At 27.6% G+C, this 19,506-nt stretch carries 15 protein-coding genes; 14 read left to right on the forward strand and 1 reads right to left on the reverse strand.

Features of this window, described 5'->3' with window-relative positions; all coding sequences use genetic code 11:
• Nucleotides 1-154 precede the first annotated feature (154 nt).
• The gene (locus EYR00_RS00420; RefSeq protein WP_335755917.1) at nt 155-664 is read right to left on the reverse strand and encodes a transposase; all 510 of its coding nucleotides are present in this window, start codon (nt 662-664) and stop codon (nt 155-157) included.
• Nucleotides 665-2,293: 1,629 nt separating this feature from the next.
• Between EYR00_RS00420 and EYR00_RS00425 the strand changes: the two genes are divergently transcribed.
• The 14 genes from EYR00_RS00425 to EYR00_RS00490 all read left to right on the forward strand — a co-directional run bounded on the left by EYR00_RS00425 (nt 2,294) and on the right by EYR00_RS00490 (nt 19,484).
• Complete coding sequence (locus tag EYR00_RS00425) at nt 2,294-3,421, forward strand: ABC transporter ATP-binding protein (protein ID WP_003535370.1); 1,128 nt, start codon at nt 2,294-2,296, stop codon at nt 3,419-3,421.
• Nucleotides 3,422-3,425: 4 nt separating this feature from the next.
• Complete coding sequence (locus EYR00_RS00430) at nt 3,426-4,208, forward strand: ABC transporter permease (protein WP_003535368.1); 783 nt, start codon at nt 3,426-3,428, stop codon at nt 4,206-4,208.
• A 1-nt stretch (nt 4,209) separates the two neighbouring features.
• Nucleotides 4,210-6,366 carry a glycosyltransferase family 2 protein gene (locus tag EYR00_RS00435; RefSeq protein WP_003535366.1) on the forward strand — a complete coding sequence of 719 codons (2,157 nt, stop codon included), beginning with the start codon at nt 4,210-4,212 and terminating at the stop codon, nt 6,364-6,366.
• Between the two features lie 16 nt (nt 6,367-6,382).
• Complete coding sequence (locus EYR00_RS00440; RefSeq protein ID WP_003535365.1) at nt 6,383-8,365, forward strand: glycosyltransferase family 2 protein; 1,983 nt, start codon at nt 6,383-6,385, stop codon at nt 8,363-8,365.
• Nucleotides 8,366-8,375: 10 nt separating this feature from the next.
• Nucleotides 8,376-10,361, forward strand: a complete 1,986-nt coding sequence (locus EYR00_RS00445; protein ID WP_003535364.1) for a DUF2142 domain-containing protein — start codon at nt 8,376-8,378, stop codon at nt 10,359-10,361.
• Nucleotides 10,362-10,508: 147 nt separating this feature from the next.
• Complete coding sequence (locus EYR00_RS00450; protein WP_009010060.1) at nt 10,509-11,228, forward strand: glycosyltransferase family 2 protein; 720 nt, start codon at nt 10,509-10,511, stop codon at nt 11,226-11,228.
• Nucleotides 11,228-11,584 (forward strand): DUF2304 domain-containing protein, encoded by a 357-nt coding sequence (locus EYR00_RS00455; RefSeq protein ID WP_003535362.1) that lies wholly within the window; start codon nt 11,228-11,230, stop codon nt 11,582-11,584. The genes EYR00_RS00450 and EYR00_RS00455 overlap by 1 nt, the downstream gene beginning before the upstream one ends.
• Entirely contained in the window at nt 11,577-12,539 is a 963-nt protein-coding gene (locus tag EYR00_RS00460; protein WP_022007381.1) for a glycosyltransferase family 2 protein, read from the forward strand. Before EYR00_RS00455 ends, EYR00_RS00460 begins: the two co-directional genes overlap by 8 nt.
• A gap of 17 nt (nt 12,540-12,556) precedes the next feature.
• Nucleotides 12,557-13,351, forward strand: a complete 795-nt coding sequence (locus EYR00_RS00465) for a glycosyltransferase (protein WP_003535351.1) — start codon at nt 12,557-12,559, stop codon at nt 13,349-13,351.
• 71 nt (nt 13,352-13,422) lie between these two features.
• Entirely contained in the window at nt 13,423-14,487 is a 1,065-nt protein-coding gene (locus EYR00_RS00470) for a glycosyltransferase (protein ID WP_040434115.1), read from the forward strand.
• A complete protein-coding gene (gene glf, locus EYR00_RS00475) occupies nt 14,474-15,580 on the forward strand; it encodes a UDP-galactopyranose mutase (RefSeq protein WP_003535346.1) in 1,107 nt (368 codons plus the stop codon). The genes EYR00_RS00470 and glf overlap by 14 nt, the downstream gene beginning before the upstream one ends.
• The gene (locus EYR00_RS00480; protein WP_003535344.1) at nt 15,581-17,011 is read left to right on the forward strand and encodes a flippase; all 1,431 of its coding nucleotides are present in this window, start codon (nt 15,581-15,583) and stop codon (nt 17,009-17,011) included. It abuts the gene before it with no gap.
• The gene (gene rfbD, locus EYR00_RS00485; protein ID WP_003535342.1) at nt 17,012-17,854 is read left to right on the forward strand and encodes a dTDP-4-dehydrorhamnose reductase; all 843 of its coding nucleotides are present in this window, start codon (nt 17,012-17,014) and stop codon (nt 17,852-17,854) included.
• A 52-nt stretch (nt 17,855-17,906) separates the two neighbouring features.
• Nucleotides 17,907-19,484, forward strand: a complete 1,578-nt coding sequence (locus tag EYR00_RS00490) for a DUF2142 domain-containing protein (protein ID WP_003535340.1) — start codon at nt 17,907-17,909, stop codon at nt 19,482-19,484.
• Nucleotides 19,485-19,506: the final 22 nt, after the last annotated feature.

The following is a 19,506-nucleotide window of genomic DNA, read 5'->3' on the forward strand; positions in this document are numbered from 1 at the left end:
TAGTATTATTTCATTTTTTATTTGTTTTTGTTTTTCTTGATTTGTTTTTTATTAATAGAAATTGTATACGTATCTAAAAGATTCTGAGAATACATAATTCTATTTCTAGCTCTGTCAAAATTGGTCATTCCATTTTCATTAGATAGAATCTTTTTTACATAATTATTTTTTCCTTCAATACATCCGTTAGATATTCTTCTTCATTATATTCATTTTCTTTAACATCATTAAATACACGATAATCTTCTTTCAAATTATAAGCCATTTTTAATTCTTTGTTTATAGAAAGAACACATTCTAATACTCCTGCTTCACTAGTTGTATAACCTAATGTACGATCAAAAAAGTACTTTTCATCATTTATTTTATCGCCACTCTTTAAAAGCAGTTCGTATCTATATTTTAATAATTTGTATTCTTGACTATCTTTGTAACGTCTTAATATCCTTTTCCTAACTGAATTTAGACAGACTGTAATCTTCTTTAAAACACGGAAACTGTCAATACATATTATAGTTTTAGGAAAATATAGTCTCATTAAAGTGCGGTAATGATTATACATATCCATAGAAATGTATTTTACTTTATCACGTTCACTCTTAGGAATGGAGAAGAAATAATCATTAAGTTTCTCTTCACATCTAGATTCAACGATATCTAGGATAAGTTAGTTTTTGAATCCCATAATCATAAATGCATATTTATATTTAGAACGTCTGTCGAAATAGAAATCATCTATACATATGATTTCTTGTAAGTGGTGTCTTTTTAATTGAACATGATTATCAAATATTCTTACTACTGTTGAAGGGCTAACGTTATAGCATTTGGCAATAGATGAGTAAGTAGCTGTATAATGTTTAAGATCATTTAATATAGAAATTAATGTAACATTTGTAATAGAACTATAACTCTTATCAAAAGAATTTGGTTCATTAAATGTTTTCCTTCAGTATTTTGTGATACAATTATATTTGATATTGCTATACTTAATCAAAATGATATATTAATCTAGTTAAATCAACATACTTTTTAAATATTTTACTAACATATCTTCTGCTTGTTCAAAGTTTGTATCGATATATTAAATAATACCATTTCGTGATTATATAAATTTATAACAGAGTATTGATACAGTTTACTATCAACTATATGAACTTCTAATAAATCTGTGGGTCATACCTCAGTACATTTGGCTATATTAAAGTTTTTTACATAATAGATTTTATAATTTTCTTCATCGACTATAGTAAAAATTTATAACTGTTCTAATCATATCTCCTCTATATGAATTTATATTTAGCTTTCATTGTAATAGTGTGACATCAACCTTTTAACTTTTTATGATTAGCCTTAAATTCTATGTTAGACAAATCTAAAGAAGATCTATGGTATCCATAATTTTGGTATTCTGAGAACCATTATTCATTTTATAGTAGTGTATTGATTCTTAACACTGGAAATATTTAGAATAATCTTTGATGGGTAATAACAATACGATTTATTTACAATTTTTACCTTTTTCTTTGGTTGTCGTGTTTTCATGTATGAACTACAGTATGTAATTTTCTTATGTACTCATTCTTTGTCTTAAGACTTAATATTTCTTCATTTTTTTGTTAGATAATTGAACTTTTGTTATTTGGATATACAGCTTTCATTTCTTTTTTTCGGTAGCTGATTTCCTTTTTTTCTACTATATTATAGCTTTTTTATAAGAGTTTATCCAAGAATGCAACAATCGATCATATTTAATGGTAGTACTCGTGACTATATTAGTAATTTACGCTTAGATGTGACCAATACTAATTTTTAATACGTTTTTACAATAAAAAATAGCTATAACATCTAAACAATTTCAATTAATATAATGCTAAAAAGGTTGATTTTTTCTAATTGAATAGGAGTTATTATCTTTATTTTTGCCCTCCCATATCATCGCATATGCTATTTTCTATAATGAAAAAGTGGCTTACTTGTTTAGGTGGGTAAACTTTGCACTCACTTTAGAGCTCCCTTTTTTACAACTTTTAGAAATAAAATAAATAAGTTAGTGTTTAGTGTAGGTTTATGGTATTATAATCAATGAAGTAATTTATAAATTGGATTTTTATGGTAATAATTTAATTAAATTATCATTAAAAATCTTTGCTTATAAATAATTTAGCAAAAAATATGAAAGGCTGTATATATAGAGGGTATGCTTGCAAAAATTAAAAAAATGCAGTAAAATGCAGTGAATTATGAAGAGTCTAACTAAAACTATAAAAGTATATTTATAAAGGTGGATTTTATGGAAAATATAGAAAATGCAATAGAAATAAGAGATATGAGTAAAGATTTCAAGCTTATTTATGACAAACCAACAACTTTAAAGGAACGGTTAGTTTTTTGGAATAGATCAAAGCCTGAATGGCATCATGTTCTGAAAAATATAAATCTAGATATTAAGAAAGGTGATACTGTTGCTTTAGTGGGGACAAATGGAAGTGGAAAATCTACACTTTTAAAATTAATGACAAGAATATTATATCCTACAAAAGGAAAATTAGAAACTGCCGGGAAATTAACTTCGCTATTAGAACTTGGAGCGGGTTTTCATCCTGATTTTACAGGTAGAGAAAATATATATTTTAATGCATCTATTTTTGGATTGACTAAATTTGAAATAGAAAAACGAATTGATGAAATAATAGAGTTTTCTGAATTAGGAAGTTTTATTGATAATCCAGTTAGGACTTATTCGTCAGGAATGTACATGCGTTTAGCTTTTTCAGTAGCAATAAATGTTGATGCTGAAATATTATTAATAGATGAGATTTTGGCAGTTGGAGATCAACACTTTCAAGATAAGTGTTTTTCGAAGTTGAAAGAGTTGAGAGATAGTGATAAAACAATTGTTATTGTTTCTCATAGCTTAGATATGATTAAAAAATTATGTACAAGAGCGGTTTGGATTTATAACGGTGAAGTAAAGGCGGATGGAAATCCAAATATTGTAATTGATAAATATCTTGATCAAGTAGTTAAGGATCATGCCAATCAAGTTAAAGATTATGTACCAGAAACAATTAACTGTATCTTAACAATTGAAACACCAACGGAGTTTGAAGAAAAAGATAATAGCAGTAATATTGTAGTATCAGGTTGGGAAGTAAGTAATACTTTTACAACTAATGTAGATGTTTATATGGATAATAAATATATTGGTCGTGCAAGTAGGCATAAAAGAAATGATGTTCTTATGCATTATCAAGAAGCTAATGGCGGAGCAAGCATGAATGCTCAAGCAGGATGGGAAATTAATGTGCCTGTAAAGGGATTAGAGGGAAATCATATCATTTATGTAAAAGTTAGTGATGGAGATAATATAATTGCAAATAAACAAGTACAAGTAATTCTTAAGGATAAAAGTAGGTAAAATTATGAAATTAATTGAAAATTTATATCAATATAGGGAATTGTTAAAATCAAATATTAAAAAAGAAATTCGTGGTAAGTACAAAGGTTCTGTTTTAGGAGTTTTGTGGTCATTTTTAAACCCTTTGTTAATGGTAATGGTTTATTTTTTAGTCTTTCCTTTTTTGTTTAGAAATACTGTTGATAATTATTTGATATATCTTGTTATTGGGGTGATTCCTTGGAATTTTTTTACGACAACTATGAATCAAGGTATTATGACTATTAGAGTGAATGAGGGAATTATAAAAAAAGTGTACTTTCCAAGAGAAATTCTGCCTATTTCTGTTGCAACAAGTGGGCTTGTTAACTTTTTCATATCGTCAATAATAATGTTATTATTTTGTATATTTGGTGGGGTAGGTATTTCATGGCATCTAATCCTATTTCCAGTATTTGCATTAATTCAATACTTTATAACTATGGGATTGATTTTAGGTTTGAGTGCAATTAATGTGTATATTAAGGATACAGAATATATAGTACAGTTTTTTATTAATATGTTATTTTATGGAACGCCAATTTTATATGATTTGAGTACATTTAAAGACTTTCCGTCAATTTTAATGAAAATTATTAATTTAAATCCTTTTAAACATCTAATGGTTATTTACCGAGATATCTTTATGTATCACAATGTACCAAATTTAGGAGCTACAGTTTATATTGTTATATTTGCGGCTATCTGTTTTTTTGGAGGGTTAGCAATATTTAGAAAACTAGAAAAAGGGTTTGCTGAGGAGGTATAAAATGGGAGTTACAAACTTTGTTGACTCAACTAAAAAAACACCGACTTTTATTAATGATGAAATCACGGGTATAAAGGTTCAATATTTAAAAATTATACTAGCTAATTTAAAAGAAAATAATGAACTCTTTGTTTATAGTAATGATATAGAAATTGCTTATAATAAAAAAATGATATCAGATGATGGGGATATTCAAATTGAATTAGAAATTCCTAAAGATTGTAAAGAGATAAGAGTTTGTTGTTTAAGCGGTAAATGTCTAATAGATGTTTATAGATTAAAAATTTCTTATGCTTTTAAAATTAGAAGTTTATTTAAAAAGATTTTTTCTATAATAAATAGATCAATTATTGTATTTGGGCGAGGTATGAGATTTTTATGGCGTGAACATAGGATGATGATTCCTCCAACATTATGGAGAAAATATTTTATTCGTTTTTTTAGTCGAGTGAAGGAACGAGGTGAGATATTATGGAATCCGTTTATTCAAGATGATTATCATAAATGGATTCAGAAATTTGAGAAAAATAATATTGATAAAGAACAGGAATATAATCCCTTAATATCAATCCTTATACCAGTTTATAATGTTGAGAGAAAATTTTTATCAGAGTGTTTAGATTCGATTTTAAATCAAACATATCAAAATTATGAAGTATGTATAGTTGATGATTGTTCAACAAATCTGGAAACGATTAACACGTTAAAAGAATATGAAAATAAAGATACCCGTATAGTAGTTAAAACTAGGTTAATTAACGGACATATTTCAAAGGCTTCAAATGATGCACTTGAAATTGCACGTGGTGAGTTTATTTGTTTAGTTGATAATGATGATACGCTAGCACCAAATGCTTTATATGAAAATGTAGCTTTATTAAATAAACATAAAGATGCTGATTTCATTTATAGTGATGAAGACAAATTAGATTTGCGGGGTGAAAGATGTGAGCCGCACTTTAAGTCTGATTTTGCACCAGATACTTTATTAGGTATAAATTATATTTGTCATCTTGCAGTTTTGCGGACTTCATTAGTTAGAGAAGTTGGTGGTTTCACAGTTGGTCTAGAAGGAGTTCAGGACCATGATTTATTTTTACGAATAACTGAAAAAACAAAGAATATATATCACATCCCAAAAATCTTATATCATTGGAGAATGATTGAGGGCTCAACATCTTTATCAGTTGATAATAAAGCTTATGCAGTGAAAAAGGGAATAGAAACTATAGAGAGTACCCTAAAAAGGCGAGGCGTAAAAGCAAATGTTAAAAGTTTAGGGAATAGTACAGTTTATGGGATTGAGTATGTATTAGATACAGAACCAAGTGTATCTATTATTGTCCCAACTAGAGATTTTGCAGATGTGACAGAAAAGTGCTTAGAATCTATTTACAAATTAACAAATTATAGTAATTTTGAAGTTGTAATTGTGGATAATAGAAGCGAAAAGCAAGAAACTATGGAATTGTTTGAAAAATATCAAATGAGATATGAAAATTTTAGAGTTATTAAAGCTGATATGGAGTTTAATTATTCTGCAATAAATAATTTAGCAGTAAATACATGCAAGTCAGATGTATTAGTACTTCTTAATAACGATACAGAAGTACTTACGCCAAACTGGTTAAAATTGATGGTATCTTATGCAATACAGAAACATATCGGAGCAGTTGGAGCAAAATTATTATATCCAGATATGACGATTCAACATGGTGGAGTTTTGCTCGGAGTAGGGAATGCGGTGGCTGCTCATGCTTTTATTAGTCATCCTAGGGATGATGAGGGAGTATATGGGCGTTTAAAAATACCTTATAATTATTCAGCTGTAACGGCAGCTTGTTTAGCAGTAGAACGAAAAAAATATATACAAGTTGGGGGACTAGATGAGACTTTAAAGGTTGCATATAATGATGTTGATTTTAATTTAAAATTACTAGATGCAGGATATTATAATTTATTTATTCCGCAAGTTGAATTAATTCATTATGAGTCAAAAAGCAGAGGACTTGATTCAACTAGTGAAAAGTATAAACAATTCTTGGCAGAGAATAATTATATGCATAAGAAGTGGGCTAAGTATATTGAATGTGATCCATATTACAATAAAAATTTAAGTAAGTTAGGTTTGTATATGTTAAATAGGAACATTGATTAGGTGGTGAGTCATAGTAATGAAGTATAGAATAGAAGAATGTGAAGTATGTGGTATTATGAATCCAACATTAGTTATACGAGGTTGGGCGGATTCAACAATTAACCATATTAAAATTAAATCACCTGATGAAATTTTAGTGAAAGAAATAAAAAAAATTAGATCTAGAATAGTATCATTTGATTATAAAATACCTTTAAAAAAACATACAGTATATAAAGTATACTTATGTAATGATGAATTAGATATTAAAGTTAAAGTTGTTCGTTCTAATTTTATAAAAAGAGTATGGCAAAAATATAAACCTAGAGGTATATTTATTAATAAGGTCTTTGGAATTATATATGATCCATTAAAGAGGGAAATAATAAAATTCAATAAGGGAACGTTAAATATGCAAAATGAGAATGAATATAATGAGTGGCTAAAAAATAACGATAGATTTGTTGAAGTGAAAAATTTTAATTATCAGCCTAAAATATCTATAGTTATGCCAGTTTATAATGTTCCTGGAAAGTACTTGAGTTATTGTATAGAATCCATTTTGAAACAAACATATCAAAATTTTGAAATTTGTATTGCTGATGACTGTTCAACTAATATTGATACAATTGAAACACTAAAAGCTTATAAAAATAAAGATAATAGGATAAAAGTTATTTTTAGAGAAGAAAATGGGCATATTTCTAGAGCAACAAATTCTGCTTTATCTTTAGCAAGTGGTGAATTTATAGGATTGATGGATAATGATGATACGTTAGATCCGCATGCATTAAATGAAGTAGTTAATATATTAAATGAGGATAAAAATATAGATTTTATATATACCGATGAAGATAAAATAGACATGGGTGGAAAAAGAAGTGATCCACATTTTAAACCTGATTTTTCGTTAGATACATTGTATGGTGGGAATTATATCTGTCACTTTAGTGTTATTAGAAAAAATATAATTGAAAAAATCGGCGGTTTTCGAGTTGGGTATGAAGGTGCACAAGATTTTGATTTATTTTTGAGAGTATCAAATGAAACTGATAAAATTTATCATATACCTAAAATTCTATATCATTGGAGAATGATTCCAGGTTCAACAGCTGTAGGTGGGGATGGTGCTAAAAACTATGCTGGGGAAGCAGGAAAACGTGCATTAGAGGATTATTTTAAACAAAAAGCTATTTCGGTTAAGATAGATAATATTATTAGTACACAATACTTTGTTGAATATATTTTCGAAAATGAACCAAAAGTAGATATTCTTGTTGTTTTTGAAGGTAATAACACATCATTAAATAATTTTTTAAGATCAGTATATACTGATAATGCTTATAAAAATTTTGTTGTAAATATTATAAATAAAGATAACAAACCATTGAAAATAGATACAAATTTTAATCACAGTGTTAAGCTTTTTATTAATGAGAAAAATGTTATTGAGACAGTAAATAATATTATTCAAGCAAGTGATGGTGAATACATAATATTTGCAAATGAGTATTGTAATTTTGAGACATATGATTGGATTAACTTGATGGTTGGCTATGCAAAACAAAATGAAATAGGTGCTGTTGGTTGTAAAGTTATGGATAAAAATAAGATTGTAAGAAATGCTGGAGTTATATTAAGCGAGCAATCTTTATTTATAAATGCTTATGAATGTACTAGTAGAAATGATTATGGGAATTATGGTAGGCTATTAGTACCATATAATTATTCTATAGTAAGTAGTCATTTAATGTGTGTTTCAAAAGAAAAAATACATAATTTAGATACCGATTTTAATTTAGATTTTTCGCTATATGATTTATGTTTGAGATTGTTAGAGGATGGTTTGAGAAATGTTGTTTTACCACAAGTAGAAGTTATTAATACAGCATACAAAAGAAGTTCAGATATTGAGCAAGAGAAAATTTTTCAAAGAAAGAATAAAATGCATATAGGGAATGATAGATATTATAATGTAAACCTTTCAAAAGAAAAAGCGTTTAGATTAAAAAAAATATAAGGAGTTAGGGATGAAGTTTAAAAATATTTTGTCGCAAATATTTAATGGTTTAAAAAAAATAAGTTATCAATGGCAAATATATAGGGATAAATCTTTTGCAAGTAGTATTTTAAAATTTTTTCCTAAAAACTTTTTGCTTGTTATATTTTTAATCTGTTCATTTATAATTATATTTAATGAGTATGCAGCAAATAATAATAGTGTTATATATAGAAATAATCATTTATATTCGAGTAATGTAGGGGCTATATATAAAGAACCAATAGAATTTAGCCTAGATAGAAAAAATGTTGATCAAGATTTTGATATCTTAAGTATTAAATTTGCAACATATGATAGAATAAATGATTCAGATTATACTTTATCGGTAATGGACAAAAATAATGTAGTATATGAAACAAATTTCAATACAAAAAAATTTGGTGATAATGAGTATGAGGATTTTTATCTCAATGATACAATAGATAGTAAGCGTCTAAAAGATTATACCGTGAAAATATCACCAATTAAAACAGATACTAGTAATAATATAACTGTTTTGTGTAATGAGGAAAATGGGGATATAGCGGTAGCGTATAAGGTAAGCAAAAGTCCTTTGAACATAAGCACTTTTATAATCATTGGAATGATTATATTGTTTTTTATTTTGATGAAGATTGTTAATGAAAGAAAAATAATACATGAAAAGTTTTTGATATTAGCTTTAATTTTTATTGCGTTTGCAACTATATTAACGCCACCATATCAAGTTCCCGACGAGAGATTGCATTATTTAAGGACTCTACAATTATCTCAATATAATTTTTCAAAAACACCATCAGAAAATTTGGGAAGCAGAGAGATAATTGTACCAGACAACTTAGATGATGTTAATTATAGTAGAGCAGAAGCAACTGATGCAGTCACGGATGTTGGATTGATAGGTGATAGCATGGTAGAGGGGCGAAATATTGAAAAAAGATATAATTCAAGTATAGGTGGAAGTGCTGTAATGGTCGCTTATTTATTACCTTCTATTATTTTAAGGTTAGTTGACTGTTTTACGAACTCACCATTAGTTTTATTTTACACAGGCAGATTAGTCTGCTTAGGAATAAATTTTCTTCTCACCTACTATGCAATTAAATTAACTCCTAAGTTCAAAAATACGATGCTTATAGTTGCATTGATGCCGATGTCTATTCAATCAATGATTTCATATTCGTACGATGGATTATTAAATGCATGTATATTGCTATTTATAGCAACATGTCTAAAAATGATATATGATAAAGAAAATAAGATAAATAAAAGATATTTGTCTATTTCAGTGATAATGCTATTTATGATAATTAGTATAAAATTACCATATGCATTATTAGGAGTTTTATACTTCTTTATACCATCTTATAAGTTTAATAATAGTGTAAAAAAGACAGCAAGTATTTTTATTGTTTTATTTGCTACATATCTATCGACGTTGTTATTATCAAAGGTTATGAGTATAGGGGCGTTGACCACTTCTGTAGTTTCAAATAGTGGAAATGAACAATCAAATTTTACGTATATATTAAATAATCCATTAGAAATATTTTCAATTGCAAAAAATACTTTTAAAGAAAAAATCGTCTTTTATATCGATTCGTTAGTTGGTTATTTTGGATACTTTTCTATAAAAATGCATACAATATTTCAATATGCCTATTTAATCATGGCAGGTGGGCTAATACTGACGGAAGAAAGTAATTTTAAGAAAAAAGAAAGAATATTTTATTTTTTAATAGTGTTAACAGTTATTGCGGGAATTTTTGGTGCTCTATATTTTGCATGGTCAGGATATCAATTGTCATACGTAGAAGGAGTACAAGGAAGGTATTTTATACCATTAATTTTACCAACAATAATGATATTTTCATTTAGGAAAAAAATATTGACTATTAAGAATTCAACAATATTTTCTTTTATCGACATAATTTTACTTAATTATATAATTTTATTACTGGTTTATAATTTTTAATTACAATGCATTTATTGTTGATTTTACGGGTTAGTTTGTTACTTTCCCGTTTTTAATATAGATTGGGTTTATAATCAAGGTTTCATTTACACATTTATTTAGATTTGTTATAATGCAAAGAGATTATCACATATGAGGAGAATAATGATGGAGCAAAAAATTCTTATAATAATACCTGCCTATAATGAAGAGAAAAGCATTGCAGAGGTTTATCTGAATATTTGTAATTACAATAATGAGTTTGGAACTAATTATGATGTAATTGTGATTAATGATGGATCAACAGATGATACTAAGCATATTTGTGAAATAAATAATATACCTGTAGTTAATTTGATCCATAATCTTGGTATAGGTGGAGCAGTACAGACTGGGTATAAATATGCGCGAGATAACGGATATGATTTCGCTATTCAATTCGATGGTGATGGGCAACATGAAGTTTCGTGTATTAAGGATATTTTAGAACCATTGTATAATGATTCAGCAGATTTTGTAATTGGGTCAAGATTTATTGATAAAAGCTCTAGTGAGTTTAAGTCAAGTTTTGCTAGAAGGATAGGTATTAGAATAATTTCAAATATGATAAAGTTTATTACTGGAAAAAGAATACACGATATAACATCTGGCTTTAGAGCAGCTAATCGGCGGGTTATTTTAGACTTTGCGTTATCTTATCCGGTGGAATATCCTGAACCAATAACAAATACAGAATTACTAAAAAAGGGCGTACGAATACAAGAAATACCAGTAAAGATGCATGAGAGAGAGGCTGGAATTTCATCAATAAATTCATGGAAAAATGTATACTTCATGGTAAATATTATACTTTCGGTTTTTGTTGTCGGAATTAGGAGGTGGAAATAATGAGTTTTGGAACAGTACTTTTAGTTCTAGGAACAGGTTTATTAATATTCTTAGTAACATTACAATTATTAAGAAGGGGAAGAATACCAGTAAAATTTTCTATTTTGTGGTTTATTGTAGCAGTAATCTTGTTAGTTGTAGGGATTTTTCCAAATTTTATAGTGCTAATATCTACTAGAATAGGTTTTATATCTATGTCCAATATGCTGGTTGGAATACTTATATTTTTATTATTTGCAATGTGCATAGCTTTAACTGTGATTGTATCAGGGCAAGCAACAAAAATTACGTTACTAATTCAAGAAGTTTCAATGCTAAAGAAAAAAATAGTTAATGAGGAAAAAAATAATGGATAAAAAAGTTACAATTATAATACCTGTATACAATGCAGGTGCTAATATTGAGCATTGTATACAGAGTATTCTGAAACAAACTAGTAGAGATTTTAAAGTGCTACTAATTAATGACGGCTCAACTGACGATTCATTAATAAGAATAACTGAGTATGCTAATCGTTATCCAGATATTTTTAAAGTTTTAACTCATGAAAATATGGGAGTGGTTGAAACTAGACATCGTGGAATTAAAGAAGCTGATACTGAATACATCATGTTTATGGATAATGATGATTTTATAGATAATGATTATGTTGAAGTTCTTTTAAATGAGATTGAAAAAACTGATAGTGATATTGTAATAACGGGGTATCGTCGAGCTAACTTTGATAAAGTTTTATTTACTATTCCTGCATATGATGATGAATGGACTAAATACCGAATTACAGCACCATGGGCAAGAATATTTAGAAGAAATTTTTTAGTAGAAAATAATGTTAGGTTTTTAAAGACCTATATTGGAGAAGATACGTATTTTAATATGAATGCATATTTATATACTAATAAAATTCATGGTCTGGATTATGTTGGTTATAATTGGTATTATAACGATGAAAGTGTATCAAACGTCAAGCAACGTGGTTTAAAACCAGAATGTGATGTCCTAGTTGTTCTAAATGAGATTGATAAGCTATATAAAGAAAAAGATGAATATTTGAATTATTTTGTAACAAGACATATCATATGGTATTTATTATTTTCTGGTGTTGATGCGACACCACAAAGATTCATGGAAGAATATAAGCGTTTATTTGAATGGCTAAAGAATCAAGGATATAAACTTTCTATACCATTTTATTCTAAAAAGATAAAAAGCGAACCATTTAAAAACAGATTAATTATAAGCATATTTAACTTTTTATCTAAAATTGGATTAGTAAGTATATTTACTAAAATATATTGTAAAGGTAAATAAGATGGAGGAGAACATTTTTGAAAGAATATAATATTAATGATTTATATGTGGTTATAGTTGTGTACAATACATCCTGTCAAGATTCCATTAGCTACAATAGAGCAAAGGATAGTAGTGTAAAAATCATTGTATGTGATAATAGTACTAGTGATTATGGCAATGAAGAAATAGTAAAGAATGATGGGAATATTTATATAAATATGGGTGGTAATAATGGCTTGAGTAAAGCATATAATGCAGCTATTCAAGTAATAAACAAGGATAACCGATATATTTGTTTGTTTGATGATGATACTGATATGGGTAAGAAATATTTTGATAAAGTTCTTTCTTATATAAATATGTCAAATGCAGATATTCTCTTACCGGTAGTTAAAACAAGTACTAGAATTTTATCGCCATGTCAATTTAAGAAAAAAAGGTGTGTAGAGGTTAAAAATTTAGAAGAGCTAATTAATAAACCTATTTCAGCAATTAATAGTGGAATGGTTATAAAGAGTGAAATCTATAAAGATTATAAATATAATGAAAATATATTTTTAGATTATTTAGATCATGATTTTATGAGAGAAATGAATAGGGTTAAAAAGAATATACTCGTTATGAATGATAATGTTTTAAAACAAGATTTTTCAATGGAGTCAAATAGTCTAGAAGCTTCCTATAAGAGATTATGTATACTCAATCATGATTTAAAAGAGTATTATAAGGAAGACTATATAATGTATCTGTATCAAATATTAGCTTATAAACTGGTAATGATAAAGAAATATAAATCATTAAAATTTCTTGTACTAAAAAAATTTAGATAAAATAGAAGGATGTATGCCTTTAAAATATAAAAATTATATTGTATGAAAAGTACTGAAGAGTGGAGAAAGATATGAAAAAAAGAGTTTTATTTTTATCAGAACAGCAAAAAAAAGAATATTTAGGAGGGGCAAAAGCAAGAAAAGATATAGATTTGATATTAAAACAACTTGGATATAAAGAAATTATATGTCGACCATGTAGAGATTTTTCTAGTCCTAAAAATGTTATCAATAGTTTATATTCCATACAAGTAAATTGGATAAAAATCAAAAGAATAATTCGTGATAATGATATTTTAGTAATCCAGTATCCATTCGGTAAATATGATGTTAATGATAGACAAATAGCGAAAATAAAGAAAACAAAAAAAGTGGATTTTATCGCTATTATCCATGATTTACCAAGTATTCAAGATAAAACTGCGGATAAGTTAGAAGAGATAAAGTTACTCAAAAAATTTGATATCGTTATTTGCCATAACAAGAAGATGTTGGAAGTCCTAAAAGAATTAGGTATTGATAATAATAAATTGGTGTGTTTAGAAATATTTGATTACTTATGTAATGAGGATATTAAAGCTCGGGTTTCTAAAGATGATGGAATTACAGTTGCAGGAAATTTATCCTCTAGTAAAGCAGGGTATATTTATAAATTATTAGATAAATGTAATGAGGAAAATATAATATTTAATTTATATGGTCCGAATTTTGAAAGAGATAACGAATCTTCATATAATGGTAGTTTACCACCGGAAGAATTAATTAAAAAAATAAAAGGTTCTTATGGACTTATTTGGGATGGGGATAGTTTGGAATTATGCAATGGAACTTTTGGTGAGTACCAAAAGATAAATAATCCCCATCGGGTCTCAATGAATTTAGCTGCAAAAATGCCAATTTTAATTTGGAAAGAAGCTGCTTTGAAAGATTTTGTTATCGATAATAATATAGGTGTTGCAATTGATTCGTTAAAAAATATTAAAGATATATTAAATAGTATTAAAGATAGCGACTATGATATAATGAGAGATAACTTAGAGAGTGTTTCAAAGAAAATTAGAAGTGGTTATTATACAAAAAAGGCAATTAATGAGGCAATACTTAAACTAGAGGGCGAGAAAAATGGAAAAGTATGATTATTTAGTAGTTGGATCAGGATTATTTGGTTCAATATTTGCTTATGAAGCAAATAAAAAAGGAAAAAAGTGTTTAGTTATTGATAAGAGGAATCATGTAGGTGGAAATATATATACTGAAAATATAGAGGGGATTAATGTTCATAAATATGGTGCTCACATATTTCATACTTCTAATAAAGAAGTATGGGATTATATAAATCAATTTGCAATATTTAATCGTTATACAAATTCACCAGTAGCTTTTTATAAAGATGAAGTATATAATATGCCTTTTAATATGAATACATTTTCAAGGTTATGGAATATAAAGACACCAAAAGAAGCTAAAGAAATTATTGAAAAACAAAAGAAAGAATCAGGTATTATTGAACCATGCAATCTAGAAGAACAGGCGATATCGTTAGTTGGTAAAGATATCTATGAAAAATTAGTCAAAGGTTATACACAGAAACAGTGGGGACGAGAGTGTACAGATTTACCAGCTTTTATTATTAAAAGATTACCAGTTAGATTTACTTATGATAATAATTACTTTAACGATTTATATCAAGGAATACCTATGGGTGGATATACTAAAATTATTGAAAAGATGCTGGATGGAATTGATGTTAGACTAAATTGTGATTATTTTAAAAATAAGGAAGAATTAGATGGTTTAGCAAATAAAATTTTGTTTACAGGTATGATAGATCAGTTTTATGATTATAAATTTGGTACTTTAGAATACCGTAGTTTAAAATTTGAAACAGAAGTACTTGATGAAGAAAATTATCAAGGTAATGCAGTGGTAAACTATACTGAATATGAAATACCATATACTAGAATTATTGAACATAAGCACTTTGAATATGGTACACAAACTAAGACGGTTATTACAAGAGAATATCCAGCTAACTGGAGTAAAGGTGATGAGCCCTATTATCCTATGAATGACGATAAGAATAATGCTCTATATGGAAAGTATGAGCAGTTAGCAAAACAAGAAAGTAATATAATATTTGGAGGACGATTAGGACAATATAAATATTACGATATGCATAATGTTATAGCAGAAGCACTCAAATGTGTGGCTAAAGAACTAGGTGATTAGATGAATAAGGTTATAAAAAATTATCTTTATAATTTAAGCTATCAATTATTATTAATTGTTTTACCTATTATTACAACACCATATGTTTCCCGGGTTTTAGGAGCAGAAGCAATTGGAACATATGCATATACCAATTCAATTACACAATATTTCATATTATTTGGATGTATTGGATTAAACTTATATGGTCAAAGAGAAATTGCATATCGTCAAAATAATATAGGAGAGAGAAATAGGGTTTTTTGTGAATTGGTTTTCCTTAGAACCGTTACAATTATAATTAGCTTGATTGTATTTTATATTACATTTGCTAGAGAAGGTCAATATGCATACATATTTATTATTCAAATAATGGATATTATCGCTTCCATTTTTGATGTGTCATGGTTTTTTCAGGGAATGGAAGACTTTAAAAAGACAGTGTTAAGAAATTTTTTAGCTAGAATAGTATGCGTTAGTTTAATTTTCATGTTTGTAAAATCTAGTGCTGATTTACCATTATATGTATTGTTTTATTCTATTACTTTACTTTTAGGTAATATATCAATGTGGTTTTATATACCTAAATATATTAAAAGGAATGATGTGAAAAATCTGAATATTCAGAGACATATAAAGCCGGCTGTGATGTTATTTTTACCACAAATTGCGAGTTCACTATATACTTTATTAGATAAAACTATGATTGGGCTTATTACTGATAATAATTCAGAAGTTGCTTATTATGAGCAGTCACAAATTATTATTAAAACAGTCTTAACTTTATTAACATCTTTAAGTACTGCAATGATGCCAAGAATTGCTAATTTATTCGCAACGGATGATATGGAAACGGTAAAAAATTATATGACAATGTCTATAAAATTTATTTTAATGTTCTCTTTTCCATTTGTACTAGGGATCATTGGAATAGCTCCTGGTTTTGTACCATGGTTTTATGGAAATGGATTCGAAAAAGTAATTCCTAATCTTATGCTAATTTCTCCAATAATAATTTTTATTGGGTTAAGTGCAGTTACTGGGACACAATATTTATTAGCATTAGGGAGGCAGAGAGAGTATACATTTTCAATAATAGCTGCAGCAATTATTAATTTGATTTTAAATCTTATTTTGATTCCTCAGTTCAGTTCTTTAGGAGCGGCTATTGCGACAAGTTTTGCTGAACTTGTTGCATTGTTAACCCAAATATGGTTTATTAGAAAGGACTTTAATATTTTTTCTATACTAAAGCAAGGGTTTAGATACTTGGTTTTCAGTTTAATAATGTTTGTAGTTGTTTTTGGTATTTCTAATTTTTTAAGTATGTCAATTGTGAGTACATTAATTGAAATTTTTGTGGGTGGTATCATATATTTATTATTACTTATTATTGCTAAAGATACTATTTTTAATGGAGTTAGAGCTAAATTAGCAGAGAGGAGAAAATAAATGAAATTATTGGTTACAGGCGTTAAAGGTCAATTAGGACATGATATTGTCAATGAATGTAATAACAGAAATATAGAAGCAGTAGGTGTCGATGTAGAGGAAATGGATATTACAGATGCTGGAAAAGTAGCAGAAGTGATCAAGTCTGGTAATTATAATGCAGTAATTCATTGTGCTGCATGGACAGCAGTAGATAAAGCTGAGGATGAAGTAGAATTATGTACTAAAGTAAATGTTGATGGTACAAGAAACATTGCAAATATATGTAAAGAATTAGATATTCCAATGATGTATTTTTCAACTGATTATGTATTTGATGGTCAAGGTGAAACTGAATGGAAGGAATATGATGAAAGACATCCATTAAATGTATATGGTCAAACTAAATATGAAGGCGAACTTATTGTAGAAACGTTACCTAAGCACTTTATTGTAAGGATTGCTTGGGTATTTGGTATTAATGGAAATAACTTCATTAAAACAATGTTGCGACTTGGTAAAGAACGTGGTGCTGTTTGTGTTGTTGACGATCAAATCGGTTCACCAACATATACATATGATTTATCTAAATTAGTTGTTGATATGATTCAAACTGATAAATATGGAATATACCATGCTACTAATGAAGGGTTATGTTCTTGGTATGAATTTGCGTGTGAAATCTTTAAACAAGCAGGTATGAGTGTAGAAGTAACACCAGTTGATTCTAATGCTTTTCCTGCAAAAGCCAAGAGGCCAAATAACAGTAGAATGTCTAAGGCTATGCTAGATAAAAATGGATTTGGACGTTTACCAACATGGCAAGATGCATTGAGTAGATATTTAAAAGAAATTGATTATTAATAATATAAATGCTAGTATTTTAATATAATGCTAGCATTTTTAGGAGTAAATAATGAAACACGCTAAAATCCACCGTATTAATAATATGAATAAGAAATTAAGTGATAGTTTTATAAAGAACAATAAAACTATCACTATTACAATTATAATAATAACTGTATTTTTTTATTTTACTACGCTATGGTCAATAGATGGCCTAATAGGGTTTAAAATTATAGTATTAGGATGTGTTATGAGTGTTCTTTTGTTAGGGGTTAAAGAAATATTACAAAAGAATAGTAGAATTGAAAAATTATTTATAATTTGTGTAATACCGATAGGCTTGATTTATACATTATTAATTCCTCCAGGGATAGTCCCAGATGAATGGGCACATATGCAAAATGAGTTTTCTTTATCTAGTCAATTGCTAGGTAAAGAAATTGATGGGAAAGTTACAATGAGAGAATCGGAATTAAATTTTCTTTCAAAACAAGTGATTAATCCAGCCAAGGGATACTATGATTTTATTTATAATAACATAATTTCAACGGATAATAGTGCGTATATTCATACAGAAATTGACTCTTTTGGAATAACTCAATTATTTGCATATTTTCCAGCTGTTTTAGGAATTACTTTTGCGAGAATATTGCATTTTGGTGTTGTGACAACCGTTTACTTTGGGAGATTATTCAATTTTATATTTTACATACTGCTGACCTATCTATCAATAAAAAAAATACCCTTTGGGAAATTATTAATGTTCACAATCACTATGTTGCCAATGACTTGTCAACAAATGTTTAGTTTATCTTATGATACAGTAGTTAATTCATCAGCATTTATATGTATAGCGTATGGTATGTTTTTTGTATATCAAGCAAAAGAAATTCAATTTATAGATATACTAATATATGGATTTTCTGGATTAATTCTACTAGCAAATAAAGGCTCAGCATATGCTTTTATATTAGTTATTCCTATTCTCGCAAAATACTTTAATCCTGGTGGAGATAGGATAGCCAAAAAGACAAAAATAGTTATTTTTTTAATAGTAGTGATATGCATCTTGATACTAAACTATCACTCATTTACAAATAATAATCAAGTTACTGCAATTGAATCGGTTTCTAGTGCAGGAATTGTTCCGTGGGCTGGAACGCCATCATATACGTTAAATGCAATAATTGGGGATATCCCTGCAACTTTTTCTCTATTTTTGAATACATTTCTTCAAAAAGGGATGTGGTATATCAATACTGCCATTGGAAGTGAGTTGGGTTGGCTAAATATTTTAATGCCAAATTGGATAATTAATATTTGGGGAATAATATTAATTATTAGCACATTTTCTGAAAAATCAAATAATGATGTATTTACCCACGAACATAAGATACTTTATTTTTTCATTGCTGTGACAATAATTTTAATTGTAATGCTAGCTATGGCATTAGCTTGGACACCAAATGGGTATAGTACGATTGAAGGTGTGCAAGGGAGATATTTTATACCGATTATTTTTTTATTACTAATCTGTTTTCAAAATAGTAAACTATACATGAACGAACGTATTACTAAAGTTGTATTAATGATTATTGTTATTTTACCTATTCTTACTATAGGAAATTTAATATTACTAGTATTGTAGATTGAAATAATAGTGATTATTT

Origin of the sequence: Thomasclavelia ramosa DSM 1402 (assembly GCF_014131695.1) — a bacterium.
Classification (GTDB): domain Bacteria; phylum Bacillota_I; class Bacilli_A; order Erysipelotrichales; family Coprobacillaceae; genus Thomasclavelia; species Thomasclavelia ramosa.